The sequence below is a fragment of the Anaerospora sp. genome (genome assembly GCF_032013335.1).
Taxonomy (GTDB): Bacteria; Bacillota; Negativicutes; order Sporomusales; family DSM-15969; genus Anaerospora.
The window spans coordinates 23,920-41,623 of sequence record NZ_DALZUO010000026.1; the positions used below are offsets into that span (position 1 = coordinate 23,920).

21 protein-coding genes are annotated in these 17,704 nt (G+C 41.6%); 4 read left to right on the top strand and 17 right to left on the bottom strand.

Annotated features, from left to right (window positions below):
- Nucleotides 1–52: 52 nt before the first annotated feature.
- From ttdB to RTR76_RS17065, 3 genes are read right to left on the bottom strand one after another with little or no spacing between them, the layout of a single operon-like run.
- Nucleotides 53–661: a L(+)-tartrate dehydratase subunit beta gene (ttdB, locus tag RTR76_RS17055; RefSeq protein ID WP_312522977.1), complete on the bottom strand. Its 609-nt coding sequence runs from the start codon at nt 659–661 to the stop codon at nt 53–55.
- Nucleotides 658–1,557 carry a L(+)-tartrate dehydratase subunit alpha gene (ttdA, locus tag RTR76_RS17060; RefSeq protein WP_312522978.1) on the bottom strand — a complete coding sequence of 300 codons (900 nt, stop codon included), beginning with the start codon at nt 1,555–1,557 and terminating at the stop codon, nt 658–660. The genes ttdB and ttdA overlap by 4 nt, the downstream gene beginning before the upstream one ends.
- A gap of 60 nt (nt 1,558–1,617) precedes the next feature.
- Complete coding sequence (locus tag RTR76_RS17065; RefSeq protein WP_312522980.1) at nt 1,618–2,979, bottom strand: citrate:proton symporter; 1,362 nt, start codon at nt 2,977–2,979, stop codon at nt 1,618–1,620.
- Nucleotides 2,980–3,306: 327 nt separating this feature from the next.
- Here RTR76_RS17065 and RTR76_RS17070 point away from each other — a divergent pair, with 327 nt between their 5' ends.
- Entirely contained in the window at nt 3,307–4,194 is an 888-nt protein-coding gene (locus RTR76_RS17070) for a LysR family transcriptional regulator (protein WP_312522982.1), read from the top strand.
- A gap of 111 nt (nt 4,195–4,305) precedes the next feature.
- Nucleotides 4,306–5,295, top strand: coding sequence for a hypothetical protein (locus RTR76_RS17075; RefSeq protein WP_312522984.1), 990 nt, complete (start codon nt 4,306–4,308; stop codon nt 5,293–5,295).
- Nucleotides 5,296–5,360: 65 nt separating this feature from the next.
- On the opposite strand, the gene wrbA is transcribed toward RTR76_RS17075, so the two are convergent.
- Both wrbA and RTR76_RS17085 read right to left on the bottom strand, forming a co-directional pair.
- Nucleotides 5,361–5,972, bottom strand: a complete 612-nt coding sequence (gene wrbA / locus RTR76_RS17080) for an NAD(P)H:quinone oxidoreductase (protein ID WP_312522986.1) — start codon at nt 5,970–5,972, stop codon at nt 5,361–5,363.
- 104 nt (nt 5,973–6,076) lie between these two features.
- Nucleotides 6,077–7,459 (bottom strand): PLP-dependent aminotransferase family protein, encoded by a 1,383-nt coding sequence (locus RTR76_RS17085; RefSeq protein WP_312523051.1) that lies wholly within the window; start codon nt 7,457–7,459, stop codon nt 6,077–6,079.
- Nucleotides 7,460–7,575: 116 nt separating this feature from the next.
- Here RTR76_RS17085 and RTR76_RS17090 point away from each other — a divergent pair, with 116 nt between their 5' ends.
- Nucleotides 7,576–8,763: an MFS transporter gene (locus tag RTR76_RS17090; RefSeq protein ID WP_312522989.1), complete on the top strand. Its 1,188-nt coding sequence runs from the start codon at nt 7,576–7,578 to the stop codon at nt 8,761–8,763.
- Nucleotides 8,764–8,865: 102 nt separating this feature from the next.
- On the opposite strand, the gene RTR76_RS17095 is transcribed toward RTR76_RS17090, so the two are convergent.
- From RTR76_RS17095 to RTR76_RS17115, 5 genes are all read right to left on the bottom strand, one after another.
- Nucleotides 8,866–9,375, bottom strand: coding sequence for a flavin reductase (locus tag RTR76_RS17095; protein ID WP_312523053.1), 510 nt, complete (start codon nt 9,373–9,375; stop codon nt 8,866–8,868).
- 146 nt (nt 9,376–9,521) lie between these two features.
- Nucleotides 9,522–10,334, bottom strand: a complete 813-nt coding sequence (locus tag RTR76_RS17100; protein WP_312522990.1) for an alpha/beta hydrolase — start codon at nt 10,332–10,334, stop codon at nt 9,522–9,524.
- A 94-nt stretch (nt 10,335–10,428) separates the two neighbouring features.
- The gene (locus RTR76_RS17105; protein WP_312522991.1) at nt 10,429–10,893 is read right to left on the bottom strand and encodes a pyridoxamine 5'-phosphate oxidase family protein; all 465 of its coding nucleotides are present in this window, start codon (nt 10,891–10,893) and stop codon (nt 10,429–10,431) included.
- A gap of 13 nt (nt 10,894–10,906) precedes the next feature.
- Nucleotides 10,907–11,221 (bottom strand): dimethylsulfonioproprionate lyase family protein, encoded by a 315-nt coding sequence (locus RTR76_RS17110; protein WP_312522992.1) that lies wholly within the window; start codon nt 11,219–11,221, stop codon nt 10,907–10,909.
- A 40-nt stretch (nt 11,222–11,261) separates the two neighbouring features.
- On the bottom strand, nt 11,262–11,483 hold the full coding sequence (locus RTR76_RS17115; protein WP_312522994.1) for a DUF2798 domain-containing protein: 222 nt from the start codon (nt 11,481–11,483) through the stop codon (nt 11,262–11,264).
- A gap of 155 nt (nt 11,484–11,638) precedes the next feature.
- Here RTR76_RS17115 and RTR76_RS17120 point away from each other — a divergent pair, with 155 nt between their 5' ends.
- Entirely contained in the window at nt 11,639–11,986 is a 348-nt protein-coding gene (locus RTR76_RS17120) for a helix-turn-helix domain-containing protein (RefSeq protein WP_312522996.1), read from the top strand.
- A gap of 49 nt (nt 11,987–12,035) precedes the next feature.
- Here the strand turns inward: RTR76_RS17120 and RTR76_RS17125 are convergent, their stop codons facing one another.
- The 7 genes from RTR76_RS17125 to gmd form a co-directional block, all read right to left on the bottom strand.
- Nucleotides 12,036–12,248, bottom strand: a complete 213-nt coding sequence (locus tag RTR76_RS17125; protein ID WP_312522998.1) for a hypothetical protein — start codon at nt 12,246–12,248, stop codon at nt 12,036–12,038.
- Nucleotides 12,249–12,362: 114 nt separating this feature from the next.
- Nucleotides 12,363–13,733: a sodium-dependent transporter gene (locus RTR76_RS17130; RefSeq protein WP_312523000.1), complete on the bottom strand. Its 1,371-nt coding sequence runs from the start codon at nt 13,731–13,733 to the stop codon at nt 12,363–12,365.
- A gap of 137 nt (nt 13,734–13,870) precedes the next feature.
- Nucleotides 13,871–14,809, bottom strand: a complete 939-nt coding sequence (locus tag RTR76_RS17135) for a DUF1848 domain-containing protein (protein WP_312523002.1) — start codon at nt 14,807–14,809, stop codon at nt 13,871–13,873.
- On the bottom strand, nt 14,781–15,371 hold the full coding sequence (locus RTR76_RS17140) for an Ada metal-binding domain-containing protein (protein ID WP_312523004.1): 591 nt from the start codon (nt 15,369–15,371) through the stop codon (nt 14,781–14,783). Before RTR76_RS17140 ends, RTR76_RS17135 begins: the two co-directional genes overlap by 29 nt.
- A 129-nt stretch (nt 15,372–15,500) precedes the next feature.
- Nucleotides 15,501–15,851: a L,D-transpeptidase gene (locus RTR76_RS17145; protein ID WP_312523006.1), complete on the bottom strand. Its 351-nt coding sequence runs from the start codon at nt 15,849–15,851 to the stop codon at nt 15,501–15,503.
- Complete coding sequence (locus tag RTR76_RS17150) at nt 15,852–16,637, bottom strand: glycosyltransferase family 2 protein (protein WP_312523008.1); 786 nt, start codon at nt 16,635–16,637, stop codon at nt 15,852–15,854.
- 30 nt (nt 16,638–16,667) lie between these two features.
- Entirely contained in the window at nt 16,668–17,642 is a 975-nt protein-coding gene (gene gmd / locus RTR76_RS17155; RefSeq protein ID WP_312523010.1) for a GDP-mannose 4,6-dehydratase, read from the bottom strand.
- Nucleotides 17,643–17,704 lie beyond the last annotated feature (62 nt).

The following is a 17,704-nucleotide window of genomic DNA, read 5'->3' on the forward strand; positions in this document are numbered from 1 at the left end:
CCTGCTCGATGCACTGAGCAGGGTATTTCTATGCCGACGAAAGCTTGTATTGTTATTTTATAAACTTAACTTGCTTGCAAATATCTTCCACAATTGCCGTCTTTTTCTCATTAAATACAGCCTTATTCTTTTCAAACAGGTTATTGCCTTTTGTATCAATAGAAATAATCAACGGACCAAAGTTCTTCACCCGTGAAACCCACAGCGACTCAGGCATGCCTAAATCCTGCCACTCCACTCTTTCAATTTCCTCTACTTCCGTTGCCGCCAAAACAGCGCAGCCGCCTGGGAAAACGGCATGAAGAGCTTTATCATTCTTACACCCTTCCACGGTTTCCGGCCCCATACCGCCTTTGCCGATAATCAACTTCACACCGGTTTGCTTAATAAATTCCTTTTCAAACTTTTCCATGCGCATACTGGTAGTAGGTCCAATAGAAATCATCTGCCATTTACCGTTATCGTCTTTAGCTACAATCGGTCCGGCATGAAAAATAGCCAAGCCATTCAGGTCAACCGGCAATTCCCTGCCCAGTTCAATCAACCGGCGGTGAGCAACGTCACGACAGGTAATCAGGTAGCCGTCAAGGTAAACAACGTCACCAACTGTAATATTTTCCAGATCTTCATTTTTAATTGGAGTTGTTAAGACCTTTTTCACAGTGATACCCCCTTGTGAGAGATAATTTCATACGACATATCTTCATTAATACGGATCGTGCCCCGTCTATGAGCCCAGCAGCCTGTGGATATAGCCACACTGATTGTGGACGGGTGTCTGGCTGCCGATTCAATATGCACTCCTGTAACAGAGTTTTTACCTGATAAGCCTTGTGGTCCAAGGCCGATATCATTCAGACCTTTCTCAATAAGCAGTTCCATCTGCGCACCTTGTGGATCGTGATGACGGGAGCCGATGGGCCGGAATAGTGCTTTTTTAGAAAGAGTAGCCGCTACTTCAATGGAACCAGCTATGCCGATTCCCACCAAAATGGGCGGACAGGCATTAACGCCGTAAGAAGTCATTACATCAAAGACATATTTAACTACACCTTCATAGCCTTCACCCGGCATAAGTGTCTTACCCTGACCAGGAAGACTGCAGCCGCCGCCGGCCATATAAACTTCTATTTCAATTGATTTTGAGTGAGGGACAATTTCCCAGTTAACAATAGGAACACGTTCGCCTGTATTAGTACCGGTATTTTTTTCTTTAAAAATCTCGACTGCATTATGGCGCAAAGGAGCAACCTTTGTTGCCTCCAGCACGGCATTGCGCAATATTTCCTGGACTTCGGACAGTAAGGGAAATTCAGCACCGGCTTTAACAAAGTACTGAATTACACCAGTATCCTGGCAGCAGGGACGATCCAGCTTGTCTGCTAGTTCCTGGTTCTCAAACATGGAATCATAAACTACCTTTGCCAGATACGTATCTTCCTGCTCTCTGAGCTCGCGCAGCTTTGCCATTACATCATCTGGAAGCCTCTTGCCCATATAGCCGGTAAATTTAGTAATCGTTTCTGTCATTAACTGAATCATTTGTTCTTTATTCATATCGAAGCCCCCTAATATTGTCTCTCGCCTTATTAAGAATAGCGAGGCTTAAAGCACAGTTTAAAACGGCATTGCCCCTGTAATGGAATGCATGAACAGGTAAATCAGCAATACAGGCCAAGTCCATGAAAAGAATAACTTCTGGTATTCAACAAAGTTCATATTTGTTCTTTCTGTTAATAGATACAGCGCCGGAATAACGGGACTTGCCAGGCGGAAAGCTTGCCCTACCATGGATGCCACAGCAGTTTGCTCACTGGAAATACCAAACTGCGCTGCCACTGGTGAAATCACTGCTGCAATTCCAAAGTAGAATGCATCCTGAGGCAGAAAGCAAATGGCCGGTGCTGCAATCACTGCATAAATCGGGGCCATGTGAACTCCCAATGATGCGGGGATAATGCTGATAATACTATCGGCAATTGCCTTGGACATCCCGCTGCTGCCCAGTATTCCGGTAAAAGCTCCTGCTGCAAAGGTCGCTAATGCCGGGATTAATACATCTGATGCGCAATTTCTCATCAATTCCATTTGCTCGTCCACGCCATAGTTGACAGCAAGAGCGATAGCCGAACCAACCATGAAGAGAATACCGCCATGTGCCATATCACCAATCAGCATGGCCAGTACAATAACAGTCAGCACCAAATTAAAGATAAAAAACTTAGGACGTTTAAAATCAGGCTCGAAATTCTTCACTGAAGCAACCATTTCTTCAATATGCTCAGGTGTTATATTTTCTGCATGGGCAGGATCATAGTTCAATCTCGCCCGTTCTTTCTTGCCAATCAGATAGGCGGCAAAGATTGTATACACTTCTGCAACCAGCATCCCCGGGAGAATTTGTCTGAACAAAGCGCTCATATCCACATTCAGCGCCGTAGCAGAGGCAACTAAGGGGCCTCCCCAGGGCAGCTGGTTGAAAATGCCGATAGGCATAGTAATCAGGATTGCGAGATAAGATAACTTCATATTCATTCGTTTATAGAGCGTTAAAAAAGCAGCCGTACACACAACAATGGTTGTTGTGGTGTCACCGTCCAGTGTAACCATGCTAGCTACCATAACTGTAGCCATTGTTATTTTCAGTGGATCACCTTTTGCTTTTTTGATGAAATAAATGCAAAGTGGATCAAACAGACCGGCTTTTAGCATGACGCCAAAATACAATACGGCAAACAAAATTAAGCTGGCCCCGGAAATAACTCCCATTTTTACTGCTTTCGTTGTCGGATTAACACTGTAAAAAACACCATTTTTTATCCAGACAAAGATATCTAATAATTCTTTGTCCAGAATGATACAGGAAACAACACCAAAAATAGCCGGTACGAGAATAAGAGCGGAAAACACAGTTAGTTTCTTTTTTGTCAGAAGTATTAAGAAGGCGATAATCATCGCATAGGCTAATATCGTTAACATCAATGGGCCTCCTCACTATTTCTAAATATTCAGTATACGGATAGCAAGCTCAATGATTCGCATGTTGACAAGCAGTGCTAATCCTCGTCAGAAACCGCTTACGGCGCCGTTTGGTTTCTAACGCACTCTTGACCCCATCTGTCTTCACCTGCTATACTTCCGTTAAAAGATGCGACTCAGGCAATTGGCAAGACTTGCAGTGCGCTGCCGTTAACCTGTATCTCGTCTCTTTTATAGTGTAATGGTTGGTGTCAGTAAAGAAAAATATATATTCACAATGATATAATTGATTTCTTCAATTCAGATAATTTAAGCCGGAGGTAGCATATGGATTTACGGCAACTCGAATATTTTCAAATGGTCAGCAAGCTTCATAGCATTACAAGAGCAGCTGAACAGCTCCATGTCTCACAATCAACAGTTACATTAGCGATCCAGAAGTTAGAAGACAGCTTAGATATACAATTATTCGACCGCAGCCAAAAGCAGCTCTCCCTCACGGCAGAAGGACAAGTATTTTTGCAAAGCGTTTTAGACATTCTAAACCGACTGCAGGATGCAACTGCTGAAATTCAAAAATACCGCCAGCTGCAAAAAGGTACGATTCGCTTTGGCGTACCGCCAATGATCGGCTCCTTTCTCTTTCCGGAAATACTGGCTGAGTTCACATCGCTGTATCCTCAATTGCAGCTTTCCATTATCGAAGAAAGCTCTTCTGCTCTTCGCCAGCTGCTTGAAAGGGGCGAACTTGATCTGGCTATTGTCAATCTATATCAGCCTTCCCTTTTACTTGAGACTTTACCGATAACAACTGAGGAAATTGTTGCTTGCCTGCCGTTAACGCACCCTATGGCAGGCAGCCCTGTCATCAACATACAAGATTTACAGAATGAACCATTCATTTTATTCAAAGAAGGCGCCTACAACCGGCAGATCATTCTTGAAGAATGCAAACGTCACGGCTTTATGCCCAATATACTGCTATCCTCCGACCAAATCGAAACCATAAAGGGTCTGGTCATAAAAGGAGTTGGTATCTCGTTTCTCATCCGGGCAGTAGCACGCCAAAATAATGATTTCGCAGCCGTTCCGCTTATCAGCCCGCTCCATCTGCAATTCGGACTAGCCTGGAAAAAAGATAAGTATCTTTCTAAGGCTGCACAAGCGTTTATTAAGTTTATAACCGAAATCATTTGCCCTCCCAGTGCAATCTAGTAATAAAAAGCTCCGGCCGAATTATAGCAATTCAGCCGGAGCTTTATTCATTTAACAAGACTTATGTGCATAAAAATAGATAAGTATTTTTATACAGAACGGAGGAATAAAGTGGGAACAGTAGCCTTACAGTTAGAACGCTCAACGTCCGGAGTAGTAGCAGCATCCGCCAGTGTTGTTTTTAACACCGTCTTATTTACAACAGGAAATATTAGTTATGCGCCCCTCACAGGTATTATCACAATCAATGAACCTGGCCGGTACGTCATTAATTGGTGGGCCGTCACACAAGCGGCTATTGCCTCGGCAGGCCCTGGGTTCGCTCTTTCTTCGTCACTGGGAGCCTCTATCCAGAGCAATTCACCCAATAAGATCGGGCCATTCAGCGGAGCAGGAGTTATTAATATCACTTCCACACCTGCCACTATTTCCCTGGTAAATTCGACTTCGGGCGATATTACCTTTTCCTCACTGGTTCATACAAAAGCAGGCCTTACCTTATTTAAAGATGAACCGCCAGGCGATTTAAGTGATTCCAGTCTTTGCTTCAGTTACGCTCAGTTGACACATGTTATCGAACAGTTAATTACCTTATATCCGGCTAGCGTTATGTCTGTCTTCACAACCAACGCCAATGTGGTAACAGGCACCGCAACCTCACTTTATACTTCACCGGATGCCGATGGTGCAGGCCTGTTCATTCTAACCGACAGCCTCGGACAATCGGAAGCGATACCAATTGCAGCAATTTGCGGCATTTATACCGGTGAAGCTACCGTATATGATCCCTCTATCACCTATCTCGCTCCCCCCTCACCGCTGCCCAAGGGCTGTGATACCGACCTGATTGCAGCCATTCATGATTATCTGCCCATCCCTACTGAGGTTATTATTCAAATGGGAGTAACTGTTCAAGCCAGCGGAGAAGTTTATCAGAACGAATATGGAATTCTTGTGCTATCCGATGCAGGCGGAAACACCCCGATTTTTGTGTCTGTCAGCAAAATAGCAAGAATAATTACGGCAGCTCCCGACTTATCCGGTTCCAGCAGTAAACCGTCTATTGTGAATAAGATTGCTGCAGATAATGTCACTGTATAATCGGTGTGAGGAAACCCAAAAGCCGGATTTAGCTTACGCTAAATCCGGCTCCTATATTTTCTATCTTACTTTTTCAACTTGGCAGCAATTCCGGCAACATATTTCCCTTGGAAGCGGGCACCTGCCAGTTCATTTTCACTGGGCTGCCGCTGCCCCTGTCCACCGGCAATTGTAGTTGCACCATAGGGCGATCCGCCTGTCATTTCATCAATGGTGGACTGGCCCGGATAGGTGTAGGGCAAGCCGGCAATCAGCATTCCGTGATGCAAGAGCGTTATATGAAAACTAAGTAAAGTAGATTCTTGCCCACCATGCTGAGTAGCGGTACTGGCAAATACACTTCCTACTTTACCGACAAGTGCTCCTTTAGCCCATAATTGGCCGGTTGCATCCAAAAACTGTCTCATCTGACCGCACATATTGCCAAAGCGGGTAGGCGTACCAAAGATAATTGCATCCGCCGAAACTAACTCTTCTACTGTGCAAACAGGGATGTGAGCAAAGGCTTTCTGTGCTTCAATTGCTCCCATTTTTTCAAGAACTTCCACAGGCAGTGTTTCGGGGACCCTGCGTAAAACAGCCTCAGCACCAGCCTCTTCCCTCACACCTGCAGCAATCGCTTCCGCCATCTGATGAACATGTCCATACATGGAATAGTAGACAATCAACACTTTCATAACTTACACCCTCCTTACAGCTGAGATATGTACAAATACATTATCCCTCCCTATTCTACTTATAACCATTTCTTCCCTCCTCAAAGCAATATTTTATATATGACCTAAAGCGTCAGGGAGACTATATCGTGATTATTTTTACTGCTATGCCTACTAAGCTCCTTATATATTTCTAGAATGCCTCTATTGATTTCACTCACATTTGTTCGCGCCACGCTAATACGTATGCCCTTTTTATAATACTGCTCATTAAAAAAGCACTCGGCACCAGGAGTAACTAAAATCCCTCTCCTTTTTAAATTCTCCACAAACTGTATCTCATTTATATAGTCAGGCAGCATCAAATAGCAATAAAAGCCACTCTCACCTCCTACCCATGCTGCACCATATTTTGCTGCATCTGCAAAATGTGTTTTTAAGCATTCAATTCTCAAAGCTAATTCCTTTTTTAGAGATACAACATGCTTATGTAATAAATTGCTGCGTATATAGATTTCTAAAGTTGACTGCGATACCAGAGACGGAGAAAAATAAGAATTGTAGTAGGAGTAGCGCACTTGTTCAGTAAATAGTGGTAATAGATGCGTTGGAATGACACTTATGCCGATCCTAATCCAGGGTATTATCTTAATAAAACTTTTTAAGTAAATATGATGTTTAAAATCTCCATAAGAGTAGATAGGATCTCCATGGTCACCAAATAGGACATCCCCAAAATAATCATCCTCTACAACATATACATCATATTTTTCTGCCAATTGTGCAATGGCTTTACGTTGCGCTTTAGAGTAGCAAGTACCTAGTGGGTTATGGCTGTTAGGTACTGTGTAGAAAAATTTAATTTTCTCTTTTTTGAAAAGATCTTCAAGAAGATTTATATCAATTCCAGCTTGCTCTCGCGGGATACCAAGAATTTTGGCACCATTGCTTTTCAGATAATTACTATAATACCTGTATGTAGGTTGCTCAATCAAAATAACGTCCTTTTTATTTGGAAAAGACATGTTATGTAATATATTAAGAGCTTGCTGAACTCCAAGATTAACAAAGATATTTTCAGGAGTAGTGAACACTTGAAAATCTGCCAGGTATTTGGGCAACAACTTTCTTAAAGAAGGAACACCATATAGTTCATGCCAATCAGAGCTATTGGTATTGCATATGTCAATGGCCCTATCAAGACAGTGTTTTAAATCGGGCGTATAAACATTCCCGAGTAATGGATTCCCACGTGAAAAGTCAATTACCGTAGCGCTCGGTCGCTCTACCTTGAGACGCTGCTCCAAAATATAGCACCCACTCTGAGGAATAGAATAAACTAAGTGTTTGCTCTTTAAAATATCATATGCATTCACCGCTGTATTTTTACTAACCCGATAGGTGGCGCATACTTCACGAATAGATGGCAATCTTTCACCCGATCGAAATCTTCCCTCCCGGATCTCTCTCTCGATATCATCAGCAATCTGCTCGTATGCTGGCTTCATCACATTCAACTCCTAAACTGTATCGATACAGTTTCAATATAACACAATTGTTGGTAATCGGCCCCACCGTTATAATGGATTTAATTCAAAATAAGGATCAGAGGGGGTAAGCATAAGTGCTTAATCAACAATTTTTACTTAATACATCTCATATAATCATTGATGGTCTATTTGATAGTGTCCCGATACTCCTTTCCTTTATAGTCATTTCTTTGGGAGCTGGTGAAAAAGAAACCGGTATCATTATCTCTCTTGCAATTATGGGAAGCACTCTTCTAGGGCTATCTACAATATTTTTTTCCCGATACTTAGGTTTGTTACGCTCCCTAAGTCTGATAATCTTATTATATGGCATTGGATTTTTTACTAATGCATTTTCAAAAAACATTTATTTCACAGGTTTTTGCTTTATCATAGCAGTTGCAGGTTATTGTGTATTTCATAACATTGCATTTACTTATCTTACAGCGAACTCCGACCGCAACTTCTTAGGAAGAAGTATGGGTAATTTCACAGCTATTGGTGATATTGGTAGAGTTCCATTTGCTTCACTTGCTGCTTTTATTGCAGCTTTTACGTTTGGATTTCCAGGATGGCGGATTGTTTGTTTAGCATATGGCTTGGGAGCTATATTATTTGCATTCTATATATTTTTTTCTTCAATTAATGTAAAAACAGATAATCCAGAATCTTTTCCAATAGCTGGACCAACAAGGCATTTCCCTTCATTTTCGCTTTTACGCAACCGCCAATATGCCCTGCCAATAGGCGCAAACATACTTGATGCTTTTGGCAGTGATCAGATATTTACATTTTTGCCATACCTCCTCTTTGCCAAAGGTATTGATTCCAAAATCATTGCCACCTTTGCACTTGCCTTCACATTGGGTTGCATCCTTGGGAAAGTAGCATGTGGAAGAATGGTTGATCTATTTGGCACACGAAAAGTATTTATCTTTTCAGAAATTTTTATGGCATTACTGCTTGTAATTCTTGTTGTAGGACACCAACTCTTTATCATCATTGGAGCATCACTTTTACTTGGTATTGTAACCAAAGGAACCATCCCTGTTATTCAGACTATTATTACAGAGCCTGTTAGGGAAAAACATAACTACGATGATATTTTTTCAATTAGCACCTTTTCTCGAGGGATTACCAATATGGTTACTCCCCTCTTATTTGGTTTCATTGCTTCTTTTTTCGGGATAAATTGGATTTATAGTATCATGGCTATTGCCGTCATATGTGCTATTATACCTGTTCTCATAATGGCTACGTCCGCTACGAGACCAGCTAGCTAATAAAATACATATAAACAAAACTCTCTATTTTTATAAGCGGCATATAGAACAAAGAACCAGCAATAATTGCTGGCTCTTTGTTTTTATAATATCCTTACTCGTTTACTCTTTCACAAGGATCTTCGTAATTTCAGCAATATACAGCGTGTGATGATCTGCATCGGGATAACATTTTTCATTAATCTCCTGATCAACAAACAGCTCCGGTTTATACTCCTGCGCATACAGTTTCTTGCAGAGAATAGCAATTTTTGCTTCTGCGAAATAGGGAACGCCATCGGTATGCTGGACTGTTAAATTGGATTTTGCAATTTTATCTTCGTCTCTGCCGGATGTTGCGCCAAGATAACCTAGTGCTTTTTTAAAGCCGTCATCAAAAAACGTCAAGGAAAAGGTATCCGAGTTATCAATAAATTCTTTCGTATACCGTTGAGGACGAATGGCAATATAGGCAACATTTTTTCCCCACATAACCCCGAGACCGCCCCAAGAAGCCGTCATGGTATTAGCCTTGCCATCTTTTTCGGCAGTAATGAGCATCCACTCTTCGCCTATCAATTTAAAAGGACTATACACAAACTCTTGCGGCTGGATTTCCTTGAAATTACTCATCATCAATTCGCCTCCTGGTTTATTCTAACAACAATCTTTATGTACAAATCATAATATAAATTCTTCCACACGTATAGTATGCACTTTTTTGAACGTTACTTACTAAAAGGATAGTAAAGGGGCAGACCTAGCGTCTGCCCCTTACTTTATTCTTCAATGAATTGTACCAATTCCTTATTGAATTTATCGCGTTCATCATAAAATGCACCGTGTCCACTGTATTTGAGCGGTACAAGCTTTGAGTTGCGGATTCCCTGATTTTGCGCTATCGCTAAAGGAAAGAGACATACTTTATCATGAATGCCATGCAGGATCAAGGTCGGAATCCGTATTCGTGGAAGATCATCGAATAACTCTTCTTTTAGCCAGGCTTGGGCAACTGCGCTTGTAGACCAGCCTGCTGCCTGCAGTCCCATTTGGAAAAACCAATCTGAAAACGGCGCTGTTATATATTGAAAAAAGAACATGTTGCCAAAGCCTTGCAGCATATTAGGCCGGTCAGTATTCGTATCATGAATGATTTTTTCTACGTCTTCTCTTTTTAATCCATGGGGGAAATAAGGCCGCTCGATAAGGCTAGGAGCTGCTGCAGCAAATAGCGCAAGCTTTGACACCCCATATGCATTATGGCGGGCCACATAACGAATAGCAATCGCGCCACCTGTCGAATGGCCTCCCAGTGTAATATTTTCTAAGCCAAGCGCCTCAATGACACAACGAATATCGTCTGCCTGTTGATCGTAGTCATAGCCGCTCCAAGGCTTATCAGAATTACCGAATCCCCTGAGATCAATGCCGATGCAGCGGTATCCCATACGGGGAAGCTGATCAAATTGGTATTCAAACATCCTATGATTTGCCGGCCAGCCATGGATGAATACGATTGTTTTACAGCCCCGGGGGTTAATATCCTCTACAAAAAGCTTTACGTCCGGGCCAACCGGAATATAATAGCCCATGCCAAATCACTCCATTACAAAGTTCTTTACATGGTAATATATTCAACCTGGAAGTAAAATGCGCTAAGTTAATTTTTTATGTTGACCTTATCGCTTACTTTTTTCGCATGCCTGTGAGATGATCGATGCTAATTCGAATAACTGTACACTTATCCTTAAAAGCCTCTATAACCTTCAAGCCTTTTTCCTGATAATCTGGACTGTATTTATTCACTAATTCCGTTAACATAGTAATCTTTTCCTTTTCACCTGTTATGTTGGCTCTACCAAAAACGATAACACTTTCGTACTTTGCCGTAAAAGAAGCTGGGACTATTTCTGAATAGTTGATAACGGTGAAGCACACGTTACTGTTAGCCGCTATATTCTCTAATTTGTGACCTTCAAGAGCACAATGCAGATAAATGGCATTGTCTATGATAATATAGTTTAACGGCACACCATAAGGCTGACCAGCTTTATCCACTGTCGAAAGAACTCCATATTCACCCTGTTCTAACATCTCCATCGCATCCGAGCTTGTTACCTGCTTATTTGCATCACGGGCATTTCTCATCATTACCTCCTAAAGTTTAAAAAATCTTAACCTGTAACACCACTAAATTATTGGGACCTCTATTCTGAAATCCATGCCCTTCGCCTCGAGGTGACAGAATAATATCTTTTTCATTCAGTACAAATTCCTGTCCGTTGATGGTAAGCACTCCGCTCCCTTCTACAATATAAAAGACCTCGTCCATATCTTGATGAGTATGTTCAGGCGTATTTTGTCCCGGAGCATACAATAATAGCCCTACATCCAATTTGCTGTCTTCATGACCAATGGCCTTACGAACTGATTTTTCCAGTGAGAACTCCAATAAAGAATCAACATTAATTTTTTTCATTACTGTTCCTCCTGTTTATTTTCTTATCATGATTTTTTTCTTACTCCGTAATCTTAGCAATTTCTCTTCTAATGACCGGAGGAGCAAGTGTTGCAATCGGCACCGCTAAGCATATGGCAATCATCCAGTTTCTCAGCCAGTGTTGAAGGAACTCCACCGAACCGCTGTTCACCAAAGTTAACACAGCGGATATGATTAACGATGTCAAGCTCCCCATTATTGTTCCAAATAACAAGGTTGTATATTTACCGCTTATTCGCATGAATTCACCTCTTTCTAAGTCTGCAATCGATAGGTACATTGCCTATAACTGCATTTGTTACTATAATAGGGAAGAATGTTTCTTTTCGCAAGAAGGCACTATTTCGTTGGGTACAAACCAAATGGTAACTATTATTGATTTTACTGGAGGTTACAATGGAAGAAATTAAAATATGCCCAATAGAAGCAGCCGTCAATCTAATTGGTCACAAATGGAAAGTCCTGATTCTGAGAAACCTACTCAATACAAACCACCAACGGTTTAGTGATCTTTTGCGTGGTATAACCGGAATCAGTCAAAAAATGCTTACGCAGCAACTGCGGCAAATGGAGCACGATGGCTTAATTACGCGGAAAATTTATGCCGAAGTGCCGCCAAAAGTTGAATATTCCTTAACCGAACTCGGCTGGAGCCTGCAACCGATTTTAGAATCTATTAGTCTCTGGGGCAAAGACTATTTAACAAAGCAAGGTAAGAGCCTTGACGACTTAGTCGACGATTAACTTAGCAAAAGAAAAAAGCTACTCTCACTGAGTAGCTTTTGCAGTATTACTAATGGAGCCTATGTTTCGCATTGTCCCATACAATAAACAGCAGGAGCAGACTGGCAAACAGTAAGTTCAGTATTGTGATAAATACCTGCTCTGTAACACCTAAGCTTGATTGAATATGCTGCCCGATAAAGACAAAAAATACAAAGGTCGGGAGGTATGCCAGGTAGTACAGAAAGCAAACTCCCAGGACAAGTCCTATCAGCTTCTTCATTTTCATCCCTCCAGCACTTCACTCTCTTACTACCATAATATGATTTTTCTGATTATTTTGTCAATGTTTTAAGAAGCAAAATAAAAAGCTGCCCCAAAAGGCAGCTTAATTTTTTTAAATCTTAATGATCCCAATAGAACTTAAGAACACAATGATCAGCAGTACGGGTGTAACATAGCGAACAAGGAAAAAATAACATTTTACCAAGCCGGCAATTTTGAGTCTGCCGTGATTGGACAACTCGGTCACTACATCGTCCTGCTTAATTGAGTAGCCCATCATTAAAGCAATCAATAAGCCCCCGAGCGGTAATAATATATTAGAAGAAATATAATCAAACAGATCAAAGAATCCTAAGCCAAAGAAAGTAATATGCCCTAATACGCTGGCCTTATCAACAGATAAGGTCGCTAATATTCCCACCGCGAACATAATAAAAGCGGTTAAAATAGCCGCACCTTTACGAGACATCCCCTTTTCTTCAGACAAATAGGCAACAGGTACTTCTACCAGAGATAACATAGCCGTAGTAGCTGCAATTGCCGTTAAAAAGAAGAAAGCGACTAACAGAACGGTACCAAAGGGCATTTGTGAAAATACAAGTGGAATTGTCATAAATAACAGGCCTGGCCCCGCAGCTGGCTCCATACCGAAAGAAAATACTGTCGGGAATATGGCAAGACCTGCGAGCATCGATACCAGTGTATCGGAAAAGGCCACTTTAACAGCAGTCTTAAACATATTATTATCCTGAGTAAAGTAACTGCCGTACGTCATCATGGTTCCCATGCCAAGCGATAATTTAAAGAAAGCAAGCCCCAGTGCTGCCAATATGGCGGCAGCTGACAGCTGACCAAAGTCGACATGGAACAGGAAGCGGATTCCTTCTTCAGCGCCAGGCAGCGTCAACGCACGAATATCACAGATAATGATGAGAACAAATAATAATGGCATTAACGTCTTGGTGATTTTCTCAATGCCCTGCTTTACTCCCATTGCTAAAATAGCTGTTACAACTGCTAATACAATAAACTGCCACAAGATCGGCGATAAGGGGCCCATAATCACAGAACCGAATTGCGCTTTGGCTGTCTCCATCGTAACATTGGCAAAATCCCCTACAATAGCCTTAAACAGGTAAAAATATACCCATCCTGCCACGCAGCTGTAGAAAAACATAATAAGGCAGGATGCACCGACGCCCATGATACCAATGTTTTTCCATGGTGTACCTGGTTTGAGCTGTTCCAATGCACCGACTGCATTTTTTCTGGTTTTGCGACCAATGTAAAATTCGCTCAACATGACCGGCAGACCGACAAACAAAATACAGAAAAAATACACCAATAAAAAAGCTCCACCGCCATTTTGGCCTGTCAAATAAGGAAATTTCCAAATATTTCCCAAGCCCACCGCTGACCCTAACGTTGCAAAGAATACTGCTAATCCTGACGAAAAGGTCTCTCTTGTTTTATTTGTTGTCAATCAATTCCACTCCCACTTTTCAGATAGAATAAATATGCCTTACTATAATACCATGTTTTTTAGCTGGGAGCTTACTTTTATTTTGTATAATTTTAAAAATACTTTAAATACCAATTCAATGAGTTGAAGACATCTTTTTAAAACAGTGGCACCTGCAACCGCTTAAGTGATTCTGCTCTTTTTGTTACTACCACTTTTTCATTATCCAGACTGCCGATTATAATCGCTGCATCCCGGTCATGGTGCTGCCGGTTTGCGTATACTCTGTGCTCATAGGTTGTTGCATAACAGTACATACAGCCATGAGGACAGCAGTCATAAGCGCCGATATCGACGCTTTTTATACAATTGCAGGCCGGACGCTGATTGATATCCTTCTCTGTTTTTAGCGTAAAGCCTAAAATATTTTCAATCCGCTTTTGATCAATACAAGCCGCCTTTTCAATAGTATAGCGACTGAAATCAGTTATTTCACAGCAGGTCGCCAACGCAAGGTTATACTCAGCTGCAATCTTAGCAAACCCCTCGCCAATCAGGTATTTGTCGGCAATAGCTACCGGCCGCTCAGCAATACTTTGCATTTTGAGCCGAAGCTTGGGGTAAAGATCAATAAAACTAAACACACACTGCCCGGTATAGCCGCTAAGCCTCCTACACAAACTGCCAAACTTGTCCAGATGATACTCTACAGAAAGCTCCTGATTGATAATGATAGGATCATAGCGCCAAACTATCCGTTCACGGCCAATAGTGGCGCTTAAGCGCTTAAAAGTGTCCACAATTGCTGACTTAGCTGGCAAATTCTTTTCGATATTCGTGTCATACGGTGTAATCGTAAATTGAAAGTAATAAGGATAGCCCATAGCATCAATAGTCTTCAACTTACTCAGCATGGGCTCAGCATTTTTTGTCCAAAAAACAATGCAGTCAATACTCTCCCTGGTAAAAACAATCCGGGAAATGCTGTTCCCATTATAGGGATTCTTTACAAGAAAGCTGCCTTGTTTGAGGCGATTGATGAACCATTCTGCATAAAAGGCAGGAATATCAGTCCTTCTGCTGGCACTTATAATCATTGCTTTCTTCACACTTCTTATTTATTTTTCTATATTCCTGCGGAGTCAGACCGACATGCTTCTTAAAAAACTGATAAAAGGTAGAAAGACTGCCAAAGCCGCACAACAGCGCAATACTTAAGATAGTTTCATCAGACTCTTTAATCAGCTGTGCCGCTTTTGCTATACGCAATCTATTACAATACTCTACCGGTGTTGCATGGTATTGTTTGCGGAATAAGCTAATAAGATGATTACGGCTAATACGCAGTTCTTTCATTCGGTCTGCCAGTTGCAGGCGATCATCATAGCAGGTATCGAGAATGAATTTTACCTTTTCAGTTACATCCAGTGCCGGATTGAATTCAACTAAATCGGGTCGGCATCTTTTGCAGGGACGCAGTCCAGAGTCATAAGCTTGCTGCAGGTTATTGAAGAATGCCACATTATGCCGCAATGGAACCTTAGATTTACAGGAAGGCCGGCAAAAAATCCCTGTCGTTTTTACTCCATACCAAAATACGCGGTCATACGTACTGTCACACTGAACGACGGCATTCCATTTTTCATCTTCAGTCGGCATGCCCTAACTACCTCCGTTTAAGCTTTGCTTACTACTATTGTAGCAAAATGAGCCTGTACTGTCTTATGGTATTTCACACTGCAATATTAGAAAAGCGACCGTTTTCCGGCCGCCTGCTGTCCAATGCTCTTATTCTTCAAGCATGATAACCGTTGTACCTACTGATACTTTGGCAAACAGTTCTTCAATATCCTGATTATACATTCTGACACAGCCGCCGGAAACCAGTCCCTCGACGGGACCATTCCAGGAGCCATGAAGGCAGGTCTTATCGCTTGATAAAACCATTCTCCGGGAGCCAAAATCGAAATCTATGATTTCCGGTTTCTCAAACACCAGTTTTTCAAGGATTTGATAATTCCCTGCCGGAGTGGGTGTCACCTCTCTGCCAATCCCTACCGTATACTCGTTTATTACTTTATTATCTTCAAAATAATAAAGACGGCATTTTGTAAGGTTGACGATTATATGATTATTCATTTAGATCTCGCCGCCTTCTAACTTAACTGTTATATTTTTTGAACAAAAGTCTTCAATCGTATCACAAAAAGTAAGCTTGCCGTAAATTCTCCGGTTATCAATATACTGGGGTATGCCAGCTTTTCGCAGCGTATCGCTGAAGATAACATAGTCATAACGGGAGGTATTATCAATATAACTGGCAATATTCAAGACTTCACTGCGAACCAGATACGTACAGTGAATCACTTCCACTTCAATTAAGCCTTTGATCCGTTGATGGAAAACATCGAAATACAACTCTGCATATTGGTAATAGCCATATTCATTGACATGAAAATGATAGTTTGAATAGTAGCTGGCTTCACTATCACCATCCTTCAGTAGTGGCCCGATAACCGGCATCCCTGTTTCCAGCATCACTTCCAATGTATCTAGAGCAATGAAATTATCACAATCAGCCACAAAATAATGAGTCCCTCTGGCCCGTGCCCATTCAATTGACTCCTGACGCAGACGCTTAAGTACAGTCAGCTTCAAGTCATTCCAATCATGTGGCGAGTATAGCTGCACTTGTTCATCAACATCATTTGATGAATAGTAAATCTCCGAATACCGGTCCTTCACCCTTTCGATCCACTGCTCCAGGACTTCTGCAGTATTATCATTGTTATTATTAGTCCGTATATAAAGCTTAATTTTCGAAGCAGGATATGTCTGGTTTTCAATTAAGTTGAGATATAAAGGCAAAACATGTGCTTTGTCTTTGGCAAGAATCGCAACTGTAACAAAATCGGTAGTACTCATGATGATTTTAACACCCCTTGCTTTTCATTCTTATATTTTATCTTCTCTTATGCGTGCAAGATCTGCATCTACCATCATTTCAACTAATTGATTCAGGCTGACCTTCGCTTCCCATCCCAATATTCTTTTGGCCTTAGCCGGATTACCCAGCAAAATATCTACTTCGGCAGGACGATAAAACTTCGGATCAATGACAACATAATCTTCGTAATTAAGGCCAACATATTCAAAAGCAATCTTGCACATATCCCGCAAGGTTGTTGTCCGTCCGGTAGCTACAACATAATCATCAGGGTGTTCTTGCTGCAGCATTAGCCACATCGCTTCAACATAATCCCCGGCAAAACCCCAATCCCGCTTTGCATCCAAATTGCCCAATCGCAATTCCTTTTGTTTGCCTAACTTTATTTTTGCTACACCATCTGTAACTTTTCTTGTTACAAATTCAATGCCGCGAATTGGTGACTCATGATTGAAAAGAATTCCGCTGCAGGCAAACATATTGAAGCTTTCCCGGTAGTTAACCGTCATCCAGTGCCCAAATAATTTGGCAACTCCATACGGACTGCGGGGGTGGAAGGGGGTTGTTTCCGACTGTATTGGTTCATGAATCAGTCCGAACATCTCACTGCTGGAAGCTTGATAGAATCGAATACTAGGATCAGTTTGACGAATAGCTTCTAATACATTCAAAACTCCGATACCGGTGGATTGTGAAGTTAATATCGCCTGCTGCCATGACGTTCCGACAAAGCTTTGGGCACCCAAATTATATACTTCGCAAGGATTAGCTGCTTTTATCGCTCTAATAATTGACGCTACATCCGTTAAATCTCCGTTAAAAAGTTCAATTTCGTTCTCAACATCCAGATACTGCAATCTCCAGGTGGTTGATGTTGCTCTGCGGGCAATTAAACCATAAACCTTATAGCCTTTACTCAACAATAATTTAGCTAAATACGCTCCATCCTGACCAGTAATGCCCGTAATTAATGCCGATTGCATCCAAGCACCTCCACAAGCCATACTCTAAAAACTCTATCCGATTTTCCTTACTCCGTAAGCCA